18 protein-coding genes are annotated in these 18,814 nt (G+C 71.0%); 8 read left to right on the plus strand and 10 right to left on the minus strand.

Annotated features, from left to right (window positions below):
* Positions 1 to 86 precede the first annotated feature (86 nt).
* Entirely contained in the window at positions 87 to 1,256 is a 1,170-nt protein-coding gene (locus ABWI07_RS21370; protein ID WP_353819597.1) for a Cmx/CmrA family chloramphenicol efflux MFS transporter, read from the plus strand.
* On the opposite strand, the gene ABWI07_RS21375 is transcribed toward ABWI07_RS21370, so the two are convergent.
* On the minus strand, positions 1,202 to 2,017 hold the full coding sequence (locus tag ABWI07_RS21375) for an SGNH/GDSL hydrolase family protein (RefSeq protein ID WP_149263788.1): 816 nt from the start codon (positions 2,015 to 2,017) through the stop codon (positions 1,202 to 1,204). The two genes, ABWI07_RS21370 and ABWI07_RS21375, sit on opposite strands and share 55 nt — an antisense overlap.
* 699 nt (positions 2,018 to 2,716) lie before the next feature.
* On the opposite strand from ABWI07_RS21375, the gene ABWI07_RS21380 reads away from it, so the two are divergent.
* Positions 2,717 to 4,240: a hypothetical protein gene (locus ABWI07_RS21380; protein ID WP_353819598.1), complete on the plus strand. Its 1,524-nt coding sequence runs from the start codon at positions 2,717 to 2,719 to the stop codon at positions 4,238 to 4,240.
* The gene (locus ABWI07_RS21385) at positions 4,237 to 4,875 is read left to right on the plus strand and encodes an NUDIX hydrolase (protein ID WP_149263786.1); all 639 of its coding nucleotides are present in this window, start codon (positions 4,237 to 4,239) and stop codon (positions 4,873 to 4,875) included. Before ABWI07_RS21380 ends, ABWI07_RS21385 begins: the two co-directional genes overlap by 4 nt.
* On the opposite strand, the gene ABWI07_RS21390 is transcribed toward ABWI07_RS21385, so the two are convergent.
* Both ABWI07_RS21390 and ABWI07_RS21395 read right to left on the minus strand, forming a co-directional pair.
* Positions 4,859 to 5,164 (minus strand): PGPGW domain-containing protein, encoded by a 306-nt coding sequence (locus ABWI07_RS21390; protein WP_353819599.1) that lies wholly within the window; start codon positions 5,162 to 5,164, stop codon positions 4,859 to 4,861. The genes ABWI07_RS21385 and ABWI07_RS21390 overlap by 17 nt on opposite strands.
* A gap of 152 nt (positions 5,165 to 5,316) precedes the next feature.
* Positions 5,317 to 6,312 carry an aldo/keto reductase gene (locus tag ABWI07_RS21395; protein WP_353819600.1) on the minus strand — a complete coding sequence of 332 codons (996 nt, stop codon included), beginning with the start codon at positions 6,310 to 6,312 and terminating at the stop codon, positions 5,317 to 5,319.
* A gap of 126 nt (positions 6,313 to 6,438) precedes the next feature.
* On the opposite strand from ABWI07_RS21395, the gene ABWI07_RS21400 reads away from it, so the two are divergent.
* The 3 genes from ABWI07_RS21400 (at position 6,439) to ABWI07_RS21410 (ending at position 8,290) form a co-directional block, all read left to right on the plus strand.
* A complete protein-coding gene (locus tag ABWI07_RS21400; protein ID WP_353819601.1) occupies positions 6,439 to 7,299 on the plus strand; it encodes a helix-turn-helix transcriptional regulator in 861 nt (286 codons plus the stop codon).
* 76 nt (positions 7,300 to 7,375) lie between these two features.
* Positions 7,376 to 7,870, plus strand: coding sequence for an NUDIX domain-containing protein (locus tag ABWI07_RS21405; protein WP_200842333.1), 495 nt, complete (start codon positions 7,376 to 7,378; stop codon positions 7,868 to 7,870).
* An 18-nt stretch (positions 7,871 to 7,888) separates the two neighbouring features.
* Entirely contained in the window at positions 7,889 to 8,290 is a 402-nt protein-coding gene (locus ABWI07_RS21410; RefSeq protein WP_353819602.1) for a PPOX class F420-dependent oxidoreductase, read from the plus strand.
* Between the two features lie 17 nt (positions 8,291 to 8,307).
* Here ABWI07_RS21410 and ABWI07_RS21415 read toward each other — a convergent pair whose 3' ends face one another.
* The 4 genes from ABWI07_RS21415 to ABWI07_RS21430 all read right to left on the minus strand — a co-directional run bounded on the left by ABWI07_RS21415 (position 8,308) and on the right by ABWI07_RS21430 (position 13,354).
* Entirely contained in the window at positions 8,308 to 8,874 is a 567-nt protein-coding gene (locus ABWI07_RS21415) for a hypothetical protein (RefSeq protein ID WP_353819603.1), read from the minus strand.
* Between the two features lie 21 nt (positions 8,875 to 8,895).
* Entirely contained in the window at positions 8,896 to 10,299 is a 1,404-nt protein-coding gene (locus ABWI07_RS21420; RefSeq protein ID WP_353819604.1) for a sigma-70 family RNA polymerase sigma factor, read from the minus strand.
* A gap of 114 nt (positions 10,300 to 10,413) precedes the next feature.
* Complete coding sequence (locus ABWI07_RS21425; RefSeq protein ID WP_353819606.1) at positions 10,414 to 13,050, minus strand: tetratricopeptide repeat protein; 2,637 nt, start codon at positions 13,048 to 13,050, stop codon at positions 10,414 to 10,416.
* Between the two features lies 1 nt (position 13,051).
* Positions 13,052 to 13,354 carry a trypco2 family protein gene (locus ABWI07_RS21430; protein WP_149263779.1) on the minus strand — a complete coding sequence of 101 codons (303 nt, stop codon included), beginning with the start codon at positions 13,352 to 13,354 and terminating at the stop codon, positions 13,052 to 13,054.
* Between the two features lie 485 nt (positions 13,355 to 13,839).
* On the opposite strand from ABWI07_RS21430, the gene ABWI07_RS21435 reads away from it, so the two are divergent.
* Entirely contained in the window at positions 13,840 to 14,778 is a 939-nt protein-coding gene (locus ABWI07_RS21435; RefSeq protein ID WP_353819607.1) for a hypothetical protein, read from the plus strand.
* Positions 14,779 to 14,820: 42 nt separating this feature from the next.
* Here ABWI07_RS21435 and ABWI07_RS21440 read toward each other — a convergent pair whose 3' ends face one another.
* The 3 genes from ABWI07_RS21440 to ABWI07_RS21450 all read right to left on the minus strand — a co-directional run bounded on the left by ABWI07_RS21440 (position 14,821) and on the right by ABWI07_RS21450 (position 17,539).
* Positions 14,821 to 15,348, minus strand: coding sequence for a hypothetical protein (locus tag ABWI07_RS21440; protein WP_353819608.1), 528 nt, complete (start codon positions 15,346 to 15,348; stop codon positions 14,821 to 14,823).
* Positions 15,349 to 16,550: 1,202 nt separating this feature from the next.
* Positions 16,551 to 17,117 (minus strand): SUKH-4 family immunity protein, encoded by a 567-nt coding sequence (locus ABWI07_RS21445; RefSeq protein WP_353819609.1) that lies wholly within the window; start codon positions 17,115 to 17,117, stop codon positions 16,551 to 16,553.
* Positions 17,114 to 17,539 (minus strand): ATP-binding protein, encoded by a 426-nt coding sequence (locus ABWI07_RS21450; protein ID WP_353819610.1) that lies wholly within the window; start codon positions 17,537 to 17,539, stop codon positions 17,114 to 17,116. Before ABWI07_RS21450 ends, ABWI07_RS21445 begins: the two co-directional genes overlap by 4 nt.
* A 383-nt stretch (positions 17,540 to 17,922) precedes the next feature.
* Here ABWI07_RS21450 and ABWI07_RS21455 point away from each other — a divergent pair, with 383 nt between their 5' ends.
* Positions 17,923 to 18,396, plus strand: coding sequence for a hemerythrin domain-containing protein (locus ABWI07_RS21455; protein WP_149263774.1), 474 nt, complete (start codon positions 17,923 to 17,925; stop codon positions 18,394 to 18,396).
* Positions 18,397 to 18,814 lie beyond the last annotated feature (418 nt).

The raw sequence follows: 18,814 nt of genomic DNA on the forward strand, positions 1-18,814 counted from the left end.
CGCGCCGTCCGCGCCCGATGCCGGACGGCCGTCCCGGCGCAGCCCCCCGACCAGCCGACCTGTTCGCTCGTCTCGGGAGTCTCCCCTTGCCTTTCGCCGTCTACGTCCTCGGGCTGGCCGTGTTCGCCCAGGGCACCTCCGAATTCATGCTGTCCGGCCTCGTGCCGGGGATCGCCGCGGACCTGGGCGTGTCCATCCCCGCCGCGGGCCTGCTCACCTCCGCCTTCGCCATCGGCATGGTGATCGGCGCGCCGTCCATGACGCTGCTCGCCCGCCGGTGGCCGCGCCGCCGCGCGCTGCTGGCGTTCCTGACGGCCTTCGTCGCCGTCCACGTCGCCGGCGCCCTCACCACCAGCTACGCGGTGCTGCTGGCGACCCGCGTCGCCGCCGCCCTCGCGAACGCCGGGTTCTGGGCCGTCGCGCTCGCCGCCGCGACCGCGCTCGTGCCCCCCGCCGCCCGCGCCCGCGCGACCTCCGTCGTGGTCGGCGGTGTGACCGTCGCCTGCGTCGCCGGGGTCCCGGCGGGCGCGGTGCTCGGCGGGGCGTGGGGCTGGCGGGCGGCCTTCTGGGCGGTCGCGCTGGTCTCGCTGCCCGCCCTCGTCGCGATCGCCAGGGCCGTCCCGGAGGAGCGCCCGTCGGTGGGAAGCGCCCGCAGCGAACTGCGCGCCCTCGCCGACGGCCGCCTCCTGCTCACCCTCTCCGTCAACGCGCTGTTCCAGGGCGCGACGTTCTGCACGTTCACCTACCTGGCGCCGCTCGCCACGCACGTCACCGGCCTCGGATCCGCATGGGTGCCGGCGCTGCTGGCGCTCTTCGGCGCGGGGTCCTTCGCGGGCGTCGCCGTCGGCGGGCGGCTCGCCGACGCGCATCCGGCCGCGCTCATCGCGGCGGGCATGACGTCGCTGGCCGCCGGGTGGGCCGTCCTCGCGCTGACGGCCGGGAACCCGGCGGCGGTGGTCGTGCTGGTGTTCGTGCAGGGGATGCTGGCGTTCGGGACGGGCCCGGCGCTGATCTCACGCGTCCTCGACCAGGGCTCCGCGGCCCCGACGCTGGCGGGCGGGGTCGCCACGGCGGCGTTCAACGTGGGCGGGACGCTCGGCCCGTGGCTGGGCGGCACCGCGATCGGCGCCGGCCTCGGCTACCGCTCGCCCGTGTGGGTGAGCGCGCTGCTGATGGCCGGCGCGATCGCGGTGCTCGCCGGTCAGGTCTGCTTCTGGAGGGTCAGGCTGGCCGAGCCCGTGAACGCGGGCAGGTAGCCGGAGCGGTGGCCGAGCGCGGTCGGGTGGTAGGACGAGCCGATCGGGATCGTGACGGCGTTGAGCCAGTCGTCGCCGGAGCACAGCTCGTGCCCGGCGAACTCGTCCCGGACGTCCGACCAGGTGAACCCGGCGCGCCCGGCGGCCGCGGAGAGCACGCCGTCGAGGGTGTCGGCGGCGTGGTTGAGCGCGGTGCGCTTGGTGTTGCCGATCCCCGCGCACCAGTCGACGATGATGTACAGGCGCGGGTACCCGAGCACCACCACCCGCGCCGACGGGGACTTCGCGCGGATCTTGCCGTACAGGGAGTCCAGCTGGCCGGGCAGCGTGGTCTTCATGTAGTTCTCGGCCTGCGTCACCCTGTTCTGGCAGGTGGTCGTCGAGTACAGCACGCACGTCTGCATGACGTCGGCGAACCCGGCGTCGTTGCCGCCGGCGGTGATGCTCACGAGCGTCGTCGAGGAGTCGAGCGCGCCGAGCTGGCCGCTGGCGACGCTCGTGGTCGTCGCGCCGGAGCAGGCGACGAACTTGTAGGACGACGTGGAGTGCGACGCCGCCCACAGGTTCGGGTAGGCGTTGGCGCTGCGCTGGCAGCTGCCGCTGTTCGGGTCGTAGTTCCCGGCCCCCGTGCCGGACGAGTAGGAGTCGCCGAGGGCGACGTAGTTGGCGCCGGCCGCCGAGGCGGATCCGGGCCACATCAGCGAGGCGGCGGCGAAGGTCGCCGCACCGAAGGCGACCAGGCTGGGGCGGGTCAGACGCATCTGCACACTCCGGAGCGACGTATCGAATTGTGTCGCGCGTCTTATACCCGCGGGACCATTCTCCGAAGCTCCAGACTGATCAACTTTGCTTGGCAGGATTCGCCGTTGAAATCCGAAATAGCCGAAATTTCGCGGAAGTCAACCACAAAACCTAACAACAATTCCGCCGCCGACCCCGCGGCCCCCAGAGACCCCCCAAGCCCCACGGGCATCACCGCCCCGCGCCACCCTCGTTCATCACCGCAGCAGCACCCAGGGGGCCTCGTCCCGCAGCCCCTACCCGGGAAGAGTCGCCGAAACCACCTCATCCTCCCCGCGGGGGCGCAGTCAGGAGCGGAGGCGCGACCACCGTTCCCACCGCGAACGAGGCACCGTCAGACCGACCGCTCCTCCCCCATGCGGAAGATCACTTTTCTCCTTTCACTCAGGGGAGGCCACCGCAGCGACCGCAGAAGCCGATCGGCGATCCGACGGTCGGTTCCGCCTTTCTGAGACGGTCTTTATCGGGAGATCCACGGCCGGGCGGGTTCGGGAATCGCAGCACCGGGAACCCGTTGCGGAGGGCCGGCGTCCAAATGGAAACACGCGTGACGGCGTGGCCGCGGTCGGCCACCGCAGGGGTCCCGGAGCGCCCAAGGCGCGTTCGCCTTAAGGTGATAGGCCGCAATGGTCGGGCGGTTCGGCGGCGAGGGGGCACGGATGTCGGTCACGCATACCGGTGACGTCAGCTTCACCCGTTTGATCTCCGCGGATCTGCGGCAGACGATCACGGCGGTCCCCCAGTCGCTCGACAACCAGTGGTTCGACCGCGATCTGCTGGCGCGCGTGCTCCAGGAAGGCCGGGTCAGCGATGGGGCGTTGCAGGAGCAGGCGCGCAAGTCCAGGCGCGAATACCTGCGGGCGCTGCTGAACGCCGAGAAAGTGCTCGTCAACCGCGCGTTCCTCTACAACGCTCCGCAGGTCTACCGGGATTACGCGAAGAAGGGGCCCGACCGCGACGCCTTCCGCGAGATGCTGGGAAGCGGCGTGATCATCCCGATGCTCCTGCTGGAGGACCATCCGGTTCCCGCGGCCGATCCGGATTTCCAGGTGGCCGAGGGGATCGACGCGTGGCGCAGGATGGCGGAGAGCACCATGATGTCGTGCCTTCGCCTGTCGTGGGACGACACTGAGAACACCGCGCTCGCCGAGGAGATGAACCGGGCCTACGGCGAGTTCCTGACGAGCTTCGTCCATTTCAGGGCGCCGGCCGTCCAGCGCGACTTCGGCCTCGGCGAAGAGGAGGCCCAGGCCGCCTTGGACCGGCTCAGGGAAGTCGGGCGGTGGGCCTACGACGAGTTGGCCGCCGGGCGGCCCGTGGTGCGCCAGCGGCTCTACGAGAAGTTCGTCGTCGGAGAGGGCGGGGACGTGGCACGGCGCCAGTACGACGCCGGCCTGCCGCACATGCCCGTCGTGAAGCAGCTGATCGACCTGAAGTACGCGACCAATCTCGCCGACGCGGTCGACGTCTTCGCGCTGACGCCGAGCAATTCGCTCCGGCGCACCGCGCTGCAGGAAGGCCTCTCCCAGGTCCGCCGCCGCCGCGACGGCGCGGGCCCCGAGTCGACCGATGCCGAAGAGCTGATCCGGCTCCTGCGGAACCTGGCGTTCGAGGACGTCCAGGCGCTGCTGGAAGCGGTCCCGACGCTCGACCGGCTCTCGCTGGCCGACATCTGGCGGGTCCGCAACCAGCCGGAATGGCATGCCTACAAGACGGCGCTCGCCCGCCTCATCAACACTCCCTCCATCGACGCGCTCGCCGATCCGGCCACGGGCGTCGTCGAGATCAGCCGGACCTACCTCACGATGCTCAACAAGGCGGAGGAGGTCCGCAACGACCGTTCCGGAGGACGTTTCGGCGGCCTCACCGAGATCGCCATCGACATCGGCGCGCTGACCGTGAACGTCCTCTACCTCCCGGACGGGGGAATCGGCTACGACGTCATCGGGGAGGTCGCCGGCCTCGCCGGAACCCGGCTGGCGCGGGTTACGCTCCGCCTCGGGCTGGGCAGGTTCCTGGCGAACAAGTCGCGGCACCGGATCGAGACCACGGCGCAACTGATGGACCTGCGGATGGAAGACCCGTACCGGGAGGCGAGGAAACTGCTCGAATTCCTGTCCAGGCAGGCCGTGGCGCGCAGGCCCGGCGATGACGGCGCGGACCTGTCGAACGAGGGCGAATGACCGCTTCCTTCGATGACTACGAACGGCTCCGGGAGAGCCGGCCCGCCCTTTTCGTCAACCCGCCCGGCGCGTGGAGCGTGATCCTGGAGGAATGCCCTTCCGAGGGCGGCCCGTACGGCGTCTGCTACAGCGACCCCTACCTCACGCTGCTGCGCGATCCCGTCGCTTTCAAGGACGGACGGGTCGGCGGCTACCTCCGTGCCCTGCATTCGGGCGGGCACGGCGGGGCGGCCGTGCTCCCGGTCCACGACGGCCGGATCGTCCTGCTGCGCCATTTCCGGCATTCGACGCGCCAGTGGCATTGGGAGATACCGCGCGGATTCCCCGAACCAGGCGACTCCCCCGAACGCACGGCGCGCCGGGAGGTCGAGGAGGAGATCGGCGCATCGCCGTCGTCGATCGAGTTCCTCGGCGACGTCTACGCCGACACCGGCATCGCCGCGAGCAAGGTTGGGCTGTTCTGGGCGGCGGTCGGCGAGCCCGACCTCTCCCTGCGCGAGGAGGGCATCGACCTCATCGAACCCGTCACCCCCGAGCGGCTCGACCTCATGCTGGAGCAGGGAGAGATCACCGACTCCTTCACCTTGGCGGCCGTCCTGCACGCCAAACGGCGCGGGCTCAGCCCCTTCGCCTGAGCCGGGACGCGCCGTCCCTGATCCCGTGCCACGCCGCGCGCGCGTAGCCGTTCACGCGGGTGCTGATGCGGCGCGCGGTCGGGAACTCGGTGCCGAGGAGGCCGAGCCCGGCGAGGATCGCGACGATGCCGGGGCCGGGCAGCACGAGCATGGCGACACCCGCCACGATCAGGGCGGTGCCGGCGACCGCGACGCCGATCTTGCGGAGCAGGCGGACGTGCGCGCGTCGCCGGGTCGCGGAGGCCGCGTCGGCGTCCGTCCCGGTCCGTTCCATGGCGGTCGTGGTCACATCGCCCCCGATCTGCGGACTTGGCTTTTCTGTGGGACGAACCGGCGGGGCGCCGAAGATCCCTGATCCGGCCCGATGTGGCAAGGGTCACACCCCTCCCCCGCCCCGCGGGAGGCCGCCCGCGGGGCCGGAGTCCCACCGGAGGGCCGGACTCAGTTGCCCACGCCGAGGCCGGACATGAACGCGGACGGGTACCGGTCACCGCGGGCCGCGCCCGGCGGCACCGCCTTCCCGATCTCGGCGAGGTCGTCGGCGGTGAGGTCCAGCTCTGCCGCGGGCAGCGCCTCAGCCAGCCGCTCGCGCGTGCGGGCGCCGACCAGCGGCACGATGTCGGCGCCCTGTGCGGCCACCCAGGCGATGGCCAGCTGGGCGACGGTGCACCCCTTGGCCTCGGCCACCCGTCGCAGCGACTCCACCAGGGCGAGGTTGTGCTCCAGGTTCCCGTCGGCGAATCGCGGGCTGAAGCCGCGGCTGTCGCCGGGGGCGGGGGTGCGGCCGGCGTTCCAGTGGCCGGAGATGAGGCCGCGGCCGAGGACGCCGTAGGCGGTCAGGCCGATGCCGAGCTCCCGCAGCGCGGGCAGCACGTCCGCCTCCACCGCGCGGGAGATCAGCGAGTACTCGATCTGCAGGTCGGCGACCGGGTGCACGGCGTGCGCCCGGCGGATCGTCGCCGCGTCCACCTCCGACAGCCCCAGGTGCCGCACGTACCCGGCGTCGATCATCTCCTTGACCGCGCCCACCGTGTCCTCGATCGGCACCGCCGGGTCCAGCCGTGCGGGACGGTAGATGTCGATGTGGTCGGTGCCCAGCCGGGTCAGCGAGTAGGCCAGGAAGTTCTTCACCGCCTCCGGACGGCCGTCCTGCCCGCCGAACTGGGAGCCCGGCCCCCGCAGCATGCCGAACTTGACGCTCAGCACGTAGCCGTCCCGGTCCCGGCCGCGCAGCGCCTCGGCCAGCAGCAGCTCGTTGTGGCCCATGCCGTAGAAGTCGGCGGTGTCGATCAGCGTGACGCCGCCCTCCAGCGCGGCGTGCACGGTGGCGATGCTCTCGGCGCGGTCGGCCACCCCGTAAGCGCCCGACATGGCCATCGCCCCCAGCCCCAGCACGGAGGTGACCGGTCCGGTACGGCCCAAGGTTCGACTCTGCATCACGTTCTCCTCGTTCTCGTCGTCGTCTCCAACCCTGCGTCCGCGCCGGGACGCAGAGAAGCGGAGCGTTCATCGTGGGAGAGCCGCTCCCTGGATGGGCGCGCGGCCGCGAGGGACCATGGGGCCATGCAACGCGACCAGCTCGCCGACTTCCTGCGCCGCCGCCGCGAGGCGATCCGCCCGGCCGAGGTGGGCCTCGACGACGGTCCGCGCCGCCGCACAACCGGCCTGCGCCGCGAAGAGGTGGCGATGCTCGCCGGCATGTCGGTGGACTATGTCGTGCGGCTGGAGCAGGGCCGCAGCAGCCGGCCCTCGGTCCAGTTGCTCGGAGCACTGGCCCGGGCGCTGCGCCTGTCCGACGACGAGCGCGACCACCTGTTCCACCTGGCCGGCCACCGTCCCCCGCCCGCCGACGGGGTGGCCCGCCTGGCCCGCGCCGGCCTGGTGCGCATGCTCGACCTGCTCGGCGACACCCCGGCCCTGGTGCTGTCGGACCTGGGCGAGGTCCTGGCCCAGAACCGGGCGGCCGTTCTGCTGATGGGCGACCACACCCGCTTCTCCGGCGACCGGCGCTACGTCGCGTACCGGTGGTTCACCGATCCGGCCCTCCGGGCCGTCTGCCCGCCCGAGGAGCAGGAGCATCAGGCCCGCCATATCGTGGCCGACCTGCGCGCGACCGCCGGCCGCCGGTCCGGCGACCCCGCGGTCGCCGGACTCATCGACAGGTTGGAGGCCGCCAGCGCCGACTTCCGCCGCCTCTGGGCCGAGCACGAGGTCACGGTCCGGCGCACCGACCGCAAGACCATCCTGCACCCGCGCGTGGGCCGGATGCTGATGGACTGCGAGACCCTGGTCACTCCCGACCAGGGGCAGCAGCTGCTGGTGCTCACCCCGGCCGACGCCGAGACCCGCGAACGTTTGGAACTGCTGCGGGTCCTCGGCATCGAGGAGTTCCCCACGGACGCGCCAGGCACGCCCGCACGGTGAAGCACCGGAGGCATGCACGCGCAGTATGAGTGCGCCGACGTCGCGATGGCGGATGGGCTTCACTAGCATCGCGGAAATGAAGATCCGGTTCGGCGCGCGGGCGCGCTTGGGGGCCGTGGCCGCGCCGGTGTGGAGGCGGCTGAGCGGACCCGCGCAGTGGCGCCTCGCACGGTTCCGGCACCGGACGTTCCTGGTGTACGCGGGCGGGATCGTCCGGGACGAGCAGGGCCGGATCCTGCTGCTCCGCCACCGGCTGTGGCCCCCGTACCGCGCCTGGGGCCTGCCCGGCGGATACGTCAACGCCGGCGAGCGGCTCGAAGACGGGGTCGTCCGCGAGGTCCGGGAGGAGACGGCACTGGAGGTCGAGGTCACCGCGCCGCCGCTCCACGTCGCGAGCGGCTTCCGGCACCGGGTCGAGGCCTACTACGAGGCCCGGGTCGTCGGCGGGCGCCTCGACCTCGACGCGGCCGAGATCCTGGAGGCCCGCTGGTGCCCCCTCGACGCGCTCCCGGACGAGATGTCGCCCCGCCTCCGGAGCGTCCTCGCCTCGCTTGACCTCGACCATGGTTGAGGTTGCAGCCTGGACGGTATGAGCCTCACCGACCACGAACGCGAGTACCTGTCCACCCAGCGGCTCGGCCGCCTGGCCACCGTCGGCCCCAAGGGCGACCCGCAGAACAACCCGGTCGGGTTCGCCTACAACGCCGAGACCGGCACGATCGACATCCGCGGCTGGAACCTCGCCGCGTCCCGCAAATACCGCAACCTGCGCCACAACGACCAGGTCGCCTTCGTCGTCGACGACCTGGCCTCCGTCGACCCGTGGCGCGTGCGAGGCATCGAGATCCGCGGCCGCGCCGAGACCGCCGTAGAGAAGGTAGCGGAAGGCTCCCACTTCAGCGGCGACATAATCCGCATCCACCCCCACACCATCTTCACCTGGGGCATCGACCCAGACGCCGAAGGAATGACCAAACGCACCATCGACTAAGCGCCTGCCGCTGTCCTCTAGGCGCCCACATCGTCGGGGCCGAAGGGCGGGAGGTAGATGGCGTCGTGTCGGACTACGCGGAGGCCGGGGTTGCGGGCGGTGGAGAGATCCGCCTCGCCCTCCGCGTACAGAACGAGTTCGGTGAGTCCCTCTAGCGGCGGCAGCGGTCCGAAGTCACCGTGGGCGAGCGTGAGGGACTCCAGGCCCGCGATGCCGCGAAGGTCGGCCAGGTCTACGACGTCGATGTTCGACAGGATGAGACGGCGGACAGGCGTCCCGTTGAGCTGGCCCAAGTCCACGTTGGAGGCGGGGCCGGCGAGTTGGAGGAGGTCCCATGAGCGTCCGGCCAGCGGTCCGAGGTCCATGCCGTTCTCGTCCCACAGCAGGGCCTCGGTGACGGAGGTCAGCCACCGGACGGGCTCGAACGTCCCCACCCACTCGTAGTCGGTGGTGAGCCGGCGTCGGCGCAGGATCGGCTCGGCGGGCGGCGGGTCCTCGGTGTCGGAGCCGCCGAGAATGCGTCGCCACACAGGTCCGATGTTGACCCAGAACTCGTCCCAGACGAACTCCTCGTCAGCGCCCACTACGTCCCCTTCCTGTGCCGGTCAGCGAGGCGTCGCGAACACCTGCGTCCACCAGGGTCCGCCGGGGCCCTGCACGACCCCGATCCCGACCATCGTGAACCCGCAGTTCAGGATGTTGGCCCGGTGCCCCGCGCTGTTCATCCAGCCGTCCACGACGGCGGGCGGGGTCGCCTGGCCCTGCGCGATGTTCTCCGCCCACGCGCTCCAGCGGAACCCGGCGGCGGTGATCCGCTGCCCGGGGTCGTCGCCGCCGGCGCCCTGGTGGTCGAGGACGCGGCGGGACGCCATGTCCGCGGAGTGCCGCTGCGCGGCCCGGTGCAGGGCGGGCGAGACGCGCAGCGCCCGGCACCCCGCCCGGGCCCTTTCCGCGTTGACCAGCTTAACGACCCGCTGCTCGACGGTGGCCGGGGTGGGGCGCGGCGCGACGCGGTCCTTGTCCGCCGCGGTCCGGGGGGCGGGCTCCGGCGTCCGCGACGGCGTCCGCTGGACGGGCGCCGCGGGATCGGGCGCGCGGCGAGGAGGCTCGCTCGGCAGGCTCCAGTAGACGACCGCCGCGACGGCGCCGACCGCGGCCGCCCCCGCCAAGGCGGCCGATCCCTTCCCGAGGACGAGCGAGGCCTTCCCCGCGCCCGCCGACGCCTTCGCACCGCTCAGCACGGCGTGCAGCGGGGACTCCGCGGGCATCGGCACCATGACCAGTCCCGCCAGCAGAGCCTCGGGCGGGACGAGGTCGCGTTCGCGGGCGGCGCATGAGCGGCATCCCCGGATGTGCTTCGCGATCCGCTTGCGCCACAGCGGGGACGGCCGCCCGTCCCAGCCGTCGAGGACGGGGCCGAGCGCGTCGCAGCGCCGCCCGCCCACCGCCCGGACGACGGCGCGGCACGTCGCGAGCTGCTTCTTCATCCGCTGCACTCGGACGGCGGCGTGCGGGGCCGACAGCCCGAGACCGTCCGCCAGCTCCTTGCGGGTGAGGTGCCCCGAGGCCTCCAGCCACCACAGCGCGAGCAGTTCGCGCTCGTCCGGGTCCAGCCACCGCGTCGCCTCGGCGACCTCCCGGCGCTGCTCCGAGAGCTCCAGCCGCAGGACGGCCAGTCCGGCGAAGTCGTCCTCGGCGCCCGCCAGCCCGGCCATGGCCTGCGGGTCCACCGGCGTCCTGCCGCGCTGCGACGACCAGCGGCGGCGCACCTGGTTCATGGCGATGGACACGAGCCAGGACCGGAACCGCGCCGGCTCCCGCAGCCCGCCGAGGCCGCCCAGAGCGCGCAGCACCGACTCCTGGACGACGTCGTCCACGTCGGCGTGGCCGCCGAGCGCCCAGCCGACCACGTTGTACAGCAGCGGCAGATGCTCCGTGACCAGCCGCTCCCGGGCGTCGGCGTCCCCGTCCTGCGCCGCCCGGACCAGCACCTCCACATCCGTGCCCACACGCATCCTCGTCCTCCAGCGAGTACCGGCCGATCCCTCTGGAGACCTCCGAAACCACCAGAGATAACAAGAACCCCGGCAATTCTCCCGCAGGCGGTGCTGTCGTGAGTGGTGTCAGTCCTCTTCGGCGAGGTCCGCCAGGATCTGCCGCACCTCGGCGGCCCGCGTGGGAGCGTCGATTTCAACGAGGAGGTCGAGCGCCTCGGAGTAGGCCCGCCGGGCATCGGACGGGCGTCCGGCATGGCGGTGGACGCTGCCCAGGATGCTCAGCATGGTCGCCAGACCGGCCTTGTTCTCAATCTCCCGGTGGAAGGCGACCGCCGGCCGGAGCACCGCCTCGGCGTCGGCGAAGCGGCCGAGGCCCTCGTAGGCCAGCGCCAGGTGCCAGGCGCACCAGACGACCTCGTCGCGGTCGCCTCGGCGCTCGCTGACGGCCATCGCCTGCTCCAGGACGCGGGCGGCGTCCGCGTGCCGGTCGAGCTGGCGGTACGCGTCGGCGATGTGCGCGGCCAGCCAGATCTCGCCCGCCGCGTCGTCCCGGCTCCGGTAGATCGCCTGCGCCTCGGCATAGCGGTCGAGGGCCCGCTCGGCCTGGTCGAGGTCGCACTGGAAGTCGCCGAAGTGGACCAGCACCCACGCCTCCTTGCCCGGGTCGTCCATGGTGCGGACGACCTCAAGCGCACGTTCGTAGAGCGGCGGCGCCTCCGTCCCGCGCCCGAGGAGCCGGCGCGCCTCGGCCAGGTGGATCAGCGAGCCGAGTTCGGCCGGGGCGTCGCCCACGCGCCGCGCCGACTGGACGGCGAGAGCCTTGATCGCCTCCATCCCCTCCCAGTGCGCCCGGTAGAAGAACAGGCCGTAGAGCGACTCCGCGATCCGGACGACGAGCCGGTCCTCGCCCGCTTCCGCGGCGGCCCGAAGGCTCGCCTGCACGTTCAGGGACTCGTCCGCGAACCAGGCGATCGCATCGGCCGGAGGCTGCTCGTGGGCGCCGGGCCGCGACATCCATTCGTGCAGGACGTCCCCGTACCAGTCCAAGGAGCGCCGGAACGCCTCCTGCCGCGCGGAGTCGGACTCCTCTGCCTCCATGCGTTCCCTGGCATAGAGCCGGAGCAGGTCGTGGAGGCGATAGCGGTCCTCTCCGGCGACCTCGACCAGATGCCGGTCCGTGAGTTCTCCGAGCATGCGCTCGGCGTCCTCGTCGTCCACGTCACCGGTGCGCGCGACCAGTTCGGCGGTGAAATCGCGGCCCGCCAGAACGCCGAGACGGCGGAAGAGCCTCGCCGTTTCCGGCCGCAGCGAACGGTAGCTGAGTTCGAAACTGCTGCGCACTCCCCTATCTTCACCTTGAAGGCGGGAAATACGCCTGGTCTCGTCCTGGAGCCGGGACAGATAGCGCGCAGGAGACGTGCGCCTCATCACAAGGTGCGCGGCGGCGATGCGAATGGCCAATGGGAGTCCGGCGAGCAGTACGACGATTTCCCGGACGGACGTGCGGTCGCGTTCCACCACGTCGGCGCCGACGATCCGTTCGAACAGCCGGAGCCCCTCGGGATCGGGCAGGGGGTCGAGCCGAAGCCGGTCGGCGCCGTCCAGCGAGGCCAGCGTGGTCCGGCTGGTCACGATCACGGCCGTCCCGGGCGTCTCGGGCAGCAGCGGGGCGGCCTGCCGCGCCTCGGACACGTTGTCGAGGAGCAGCAGGCTGGGCCCCTGCCTCAACCGCTTCTGGAACTCGCGCCGGCGCTGCCCGGGATCGCGCGGGAGCCTGTCGCCGTGCAAGCCGAAGGCGGCCAGGACCTCCACCATGGCGGCGTCGGCGGTGGCGGTCGCGGCCACGTCCACACGGATGCGCGCATGAGTGAAGGTAGGGGCGAGCCTATGGGCGAGTTCGTTGGCCAGTTCGGTCTTCCCTACCCCGGCCATACCGTGCAGGACGACCAGCGGACACGTCTCGGTCAGCCGCTCGGTGAGCAGGGTCCTTGCCTTCGCGACCACCTCGTCCCGGTCCGTGAAGTCCGGGAGCGACCGGCGCAGGTTCACGTGCCCGGAGGAGGACGGACGGGGGCCCGGCGGGCGCGGGAGGCGGACGAGGCTCCCTAACCCGAGTTCCCGGCCCCAGGGTGTGTCCCGCATCGTGTCGGCCCAGGTGTCGAATGGGGCGACGGTGAGCACGGACACCCCCTCGGGGACGTGATGCTCTGTCACCACGCCGACGGCGAACTCGTCAGAGCCGTCCTGGGCGAGCACCACGCTCCCGGACATTCCCTGCCACTCGCTCACGCCGCGCCCGCCGGCCGAACGGGGCATGGAGGAGACGCGCAGTTCCAGCAGGTTCGTGCGCAGGTTCGACCCGGTGGGGATGACGCCTTTCAGCTGAGCGCTGTCGCGCTGGCGGACGTCGGCCGACTCCAGCCTCCGCTCCTTCCACCTGGGGAAGCCGGTCGCCCAGCACGGGCCGACCTCCCCCGTCCGCGAGCGGTCGACACGGGCGAACCTGACCGGCGGCAGGTCGTCCGGTGCGAAGTCTCCGGTCACCGCGAGCATGGCGAGGTCGCGGGCCTCGTCCACCGCGACCGCTTCGGCCGGATGCTCGGTCCCGTCCACCCGCCGGACGAGCAGGGTCTCGGCGTCCACGACGTTGTGCGCCGCCGTCAGCACCCACCGTCGCCCGACCAGGTAGCCGGACCCCACATGCCACCCGTCCGTCGGGCCGTAACGCAGAATCTCGACCGCGCGAGCCGTGAGTCCGGACATCTCAGGGCTTCGTGCGGAGGCCGCGGGTCACCTTGATCGGACGGCCGTCGTCGTCGACCGGCGGTTCCAGGGTGACCGTGACGCGCTGGATCTCCTCCCGCCGGTAGGAGCCGTCGCCGCCCAGTTCGAGGACCCAGAATTTCGCCTTGCCGGACGCCCCGCCCTGGCGCGTGACGCCGACGTGGAACTCGAGCTGGATCTGGCCCACCTCGAAACCGAACTCCGCTTCCTTCCCGGCCTCCAGCGCCTCCACCAGCTCGGCGCGGAGGGCGGCGATGGTCTCAGCGAGCCCGAGTTCACCCATGCATTCCTCCACTATCCGCATTGGAGCCGTGATCATTAATGCCGGATGCCGCGCCGAGACGGCCCCACGCTGCAATCGTCCAAGAGCCTCGTGATCGAGACGAGGGCTACGGGCTCACACGGCCGGAAAAGGCCAGTTCGGGCGTCCGCAGACGCGATCCGGCCGGAGGGGCCGGTGCGGGCGGGGTTCGCGCGCTCGTGTCGCGCACGTGCAGGATTCGCACGTCAGCCGCACGGACAGTCGAGACACGGTCGTCCGCCTTTCGAACAACGCCATTCCTATAACGTCCGCCAGGCCATTTACGGCCAATGTGGGCGATGGGCTCAACGCGCGTGGTAAAAAATTGGGCACGGCCGACCCCGGCCCCACGGATGAGCATCCGAATGAACTGGGCAGGAACACCGTTCCACCCCGCTGTCCTCCGCCGCTTTCCGCGGCGGCTCCGCATGAACGGAGCCGCGTGAAGACGACTGTCAGGAAGCCCTATGAACAAGGAACGCGAAGCGCCCCCGCCCTGGTCTCCGGCGGTCAGCACCGAGTGCCCGGTCGGCGTCGCGCACCAGGCGTGGATCGAGGCGTCGATCACCTGGTTCGTCCAGGAGTTCGGCCGCGACCCGCTGACGCGGCCGATCGTCCTGCCCCGGTCGGATCTGCGGTCTGCCGGCTATACCGGCACACCGGAACAGGTCGACGACGTGGTCGCGAAGACGTGCGAGTTGATGGAGATCGACCGGTCCGAGCTCACGGTGGAGCTGTTCGACCGGTCGGACGAGGACGCGGCGGCCCAGGAAGGCAAGCGCGCGGTCGGGCACTACTACGTGAAGGACGGCCGCGCCGTCATCGGCCTGGACGTGACGGAGGCGTCCGACGCCGCCTACCTGATCGCCGTGATCGCACACGAACTGTGCCATGTCCGCCTCCTGGGCGAGGAGCGGATCACCACCGAGCGCAAGGACCACGAGCGGCTCACCGACCTCCTCACCGTCTATTTCGGATTCGGCGTCTTCAGCACCAACGCCGCACTGAGATTCGGCGAGACGACCCGCGGCTTCTCCGTTCAACCCCTGGGCGATCTGGACGAACGCACCCTGAACGCGGCCCGCAACGACGGCTATTCGCGGCTCGGGTATCTGACGGAGCGCGAATTCGGCTACGCGATGGCCTGCTACGCCTGGCTGCGCGACGAGACCGAACCGCCGTGGGCCGGCCACCTCGACCCGGGACCGCGCGCATTTCTGCGGCAGGGCCTCGCCTACCTGTCCCGCTCCGCGCCGCCGGGCGAGTTCCCGACCCGCCGGACCGGAGGCGTCCCGGTCTCGGTCCGCGTGGTGCCGAAGCCCGACCTCGTATGGCTCGGCGGCCTCTACCTGATGTTCGACCGAACCGAATGGCCCCCGAGAGCCCCCGGCCACCGCCCGACCTGACCTCTCTCGCGGCGTGCCCGGGCTGCCGGACTCCGCCGGCGGTCAGGGAATCCTGGGATCGACGACGAGGACGCTCGGCGCGGCGGCGGCGTCGAAAGGAACCCTCACCCGCATCCGATCCATTGCGCCGGTCGCGTGCAGGGCACGGACATGGACGAGCCAGCAGCCGGACTCCCGCTCGATACCGAGGAGAGTGATCGTGTGCTCCGCGTGGCCCGTCCTGACGACTTCGGCCCGCGCCAGCTCGAAGGCCCTCTCTTCGGTGACCGGCGCCGCACGGCCGAAGCGTTCACGCAGCGCGCGAAACATCCTCCTCACGGCACCGACCAATCCAGCGTCGGCCCGGTTGCCGATGATCCCTCCCACGGCGGCCGCGGTGATGTACGTAACCAGGTGCAGCGCATGCTCAAGGAACTCCGGTGCCGACCGAGCAGCATCGATACCGTCGGCAGGCCCAGGAGGTGCTGGAGGGTACGGACTGCTATCCCGCAGGCCGGGTCTGTCATCGTGCGAAGCGCGGGGCTCGGGGCTGGGCGCTCCCGGTTCCGGCGCATCGAGCCACAGCCGCATGCTGCCCTCCCAGGAGGCTCGGCGGCCCTGATCAGAGAACTGGTAGATCTGGCAGCCCGAGATCAACCTCGTCCAGGCGCCATGGGGCGAGCCGCAACGGTGCCCGGCGATCGCCAAGGCCGCCTGATGGAAATCATGGGAATCAGACTCCGCGAGCAGCGCCGCCTGCCGAGCGACCCGGTGTATCGACGGACATGAGCCGCCGGGATGGGGGCCGACCGCACCGCCCCCCGGTCCATCCGCGCTTTCGTACTCGCCTACAAGTGTCCTGGCCAGTTCTCGAAGACCTTCTAAGAACCGTTCCCAAACGTGGGGATCCGTGACAGGGGGCTCGGCGGTCATTCCCCTAGCATCAGCCCTGCCGCGCCACGAGGACAACCCAACTGACGCGCCCCGACGACCTGCGCACTCCCTAATTCCGACATCGCACAGTCAGTCGCTCACAACCGATTTTTCGCCATGTCTGGCAAACAAACACACGGCGCACCCAAGATGACCCGCGAACACCGCCGGTCACACTGCACGGCGATCTCAGCAGCGACCCGTTGGCCCCGGCGGCCCGGATCGGGCCACGGTCACCGCACTGGACCGGACGGCCTCCGATGCTGCCGCAGCAACTCGAAGGCCTCAGTCCAATGGAGATGCGAATGCTCCTCGGCCAGCGCGGTGTGCTCATCACAGAACCAGGCCACCCAGGATGGATGGCCGACCCACCCCTCCCGATCCCGCTCCTGTTCGAGCGCCTCCTCCTGAGCGTTGATCCCGAACCGGACGGCCGTGAAGGATGAGGCCGGATCCCCTCCCCGAAGCGACCGTTCGCAGAGAAAACAGTGCGGCGGCATCATGCCATCTCCTCTCAGCAGCGCTCACGCCCACAAGAATGGCGTAAGGGACACGCTGCCGGGCATCGCCGCGGCCACCGGAAGGCGCGCGTAGGCGGTCAGAGATAGCAGGCCTGTGTTCTCGGAAGGCCCTTCGGGGGGTGACGGGCCGCAGGTCAGCGCCGCGCAGAGGCAGCGGTCTGGCGTAGCGCCCCAGCAAGGTTCGAGGGCTCGCCACATCACCAGCACCAGCCCGTCCATGCAGACGGCGGCTCGTCACCGAGCTCGTCGGGCGCGCCGCACAGCACGAGATCGGCGAGGCCAAGCGCGGCGCGGTGGCGGACGTTGAAGCGGGTCGTCCTCCATGCGGGGAGAGACTGTCTACAGTCCTGCGCGGTAGCGGGTGTATTCGCAGGCGAGGAGTTCGAGGGGCATGGAGGGCCAGCGGCTCAGCGCGCCCGTGTGGCGATCGATGACCAGTAGCGGGGTTGGGTCGTCGCCGAGGTCCTCGGCGGGGCGGGCGACGAAGCCGTCCGTGAAGTCCTCGATGGTCAGCGGGACGGGGCGGCCGTCACGCCAGAAGTACGCGTCCGCGCGGCGCCAGGCCTCGGCCCGGTCGACCAATGCCGGGCGGACGCTGTAGGCGGCGAGGACGTGCGCGAGGCCGCGCAACGTACGGCACTCGCTCGTCCCGCAGCCGCGGCAGACTGGTTCGCCGTGCGGGCCCACGCCCGGGCGGTGCGCCGACAGCACGCAGGTCAGTGCGGCGGTGCAGGCCAGCACAAGGCGGCGCGCCTGGGCGACGAACTCCCGGCTGGAGCGGTCGAGGCTTCCGGCCTGGACGAGGGCGGCGTCGATGGAGTGGGGATCGGCGCGCATCGCGGCGGTCATCGCGGCGTGGACGCGCTGGTGGACCTGGTCGTGCGTCCAGAAGACGGGCTCGGTCACGCGGCCCACTCCCCCGCGAAAACAGCGGTGACCGTGCGGCCCTCGTCGTTGCCGTGCCATCCCCAGCTCGCGGCGGTGAGCGAGATGGTCCGCAGGCCTCGGCCGGACTCGGCCAGCTCCCCCGCATCCAGCGCAACGGGTTCGCCGGGGCCGCCTTGGTCGGCGACCGACACCGCGACCAGTCCGCCGTCCTGGACGATCTCGACGGTGAACGAGCCGCCGTCCTGTCCGGACTTGGTGTGCCGCAGCGCATTGACGACCAGTTCGTCGGCGGCAAGTAGCACGTCGTCCAAGTAGGGGCAGCCTGCCAGCAGGCAGCCGACGAACCGCCGGACGGCACGGGCCTGCTCGGGCCCACCCGGGAAGGAGCGCCGCCACCGCAGCGGCGCCGGCTGTGCTGCCGGAAGCATTGTCGGGGACATCGGAACACCTCGGCTCGTGATGGACTTCAGAGTTGCGGTCTGACGGATCTCTCCTCTGTCCGCAGGCACATCGTCACATTGAGTCGATATCCGAGCACGGAGAATCAGCGCTCACCCGGCCCCCGCAGGGGATTCAGCACAAGCACGCGTCCTACGTCCTATCTCCGCACGTGCGAGGTTCGCGCCCCGGGCCCTAGAGCCAAGACATCACGCATGCAGCGCAGCCGGGCGGCGGCATTTCCCGTACGCCAAGCGTCGTCGCCGTGATGACATGTGATCGATATGGTGAGGGGCAGCGTCGCGTGCCGGTGACGGACCGCGTCAGGCATGGAGGCGCCGGATCTGGAAGGTGGTCACCATGACCCTTCCCCGCGCCCGCACCGGTGAGTGAGGGCCAGAACAGGCTGATCGCCTGGAATCGTGAACTGGCGGCCGCACACCAGCGGCTGCGCCAAGCGCTGCACCTCGCACGCCGGGCACTCGATGCCGGCGACAGCGCCGAGGCCGCATCGGCGGGCAGCGATCTATTGCTGTACTGCAAAGGGTTCTGTGCCGCGCTGGAGGGCCATCACCTCAGCGAGGACGCCGCACTGTTCCCCGAACTGGCGGCGCGCCATCCCGAGCTGCGTCCCGTGATCACCAAGCTCCAGCAGGACCACGAGTTGATCGCCTCCCTGCTGACGCAGTTCGACCATGCGCTGTCGACAGGCGGACCCCCCGACGTCCTGGCCTCCCACCTGGACGGGCTCGCGGCCATCATGGAGTCCCACTTCCGGTACGAGGAACGACAACTGCTGGACACCCTGGCGGCACTGGAACTCGACGTCGACCCTCGCACCCTGCTCGGCCCTCTGTAAGGCATCCGTCCACCGGTTCACACTTTCGGACACGGCGGGCCATTGCCCTGTTCCCCGGGTGCCCCAGACCACCCATCTCGCCCCGAAAGCGACATCATCGAAACACTTGAATGATTCGTCGTGTGTTGCCGCAACGTTCCAGCTGCTCCAGACGAGTTGACGAATCGACGGGAAAACAGCATACGGCCCCAGTGATATGCGCACCGGGGAGGCGCGCTCGGAATATCGGCACGTGCAAAGTTCGCACGTGCGCGATTACATAGGGCACGGCTTTGCCCTGATGTCAGCCCCGCGCGTCAAGGGCTCCGCCTGGCGGGCTGCCCGACCAATGCCCTGGAACCGGTCCGCCTCCCCCCAGTGAAAGGGCTGCGAGCGTGGGCGTGGACAATCCCCCCGGTGGGCCGGGCAAGGGCCCTGA

The organism is Actinomadura sp. NPDC000600, assembly GCF_040492135.1.
GTDB lineage: Bacteria > Actinomycetota > Actinomycetes > Streptosporangiales > Streptosporangiaceae > Spirillospora.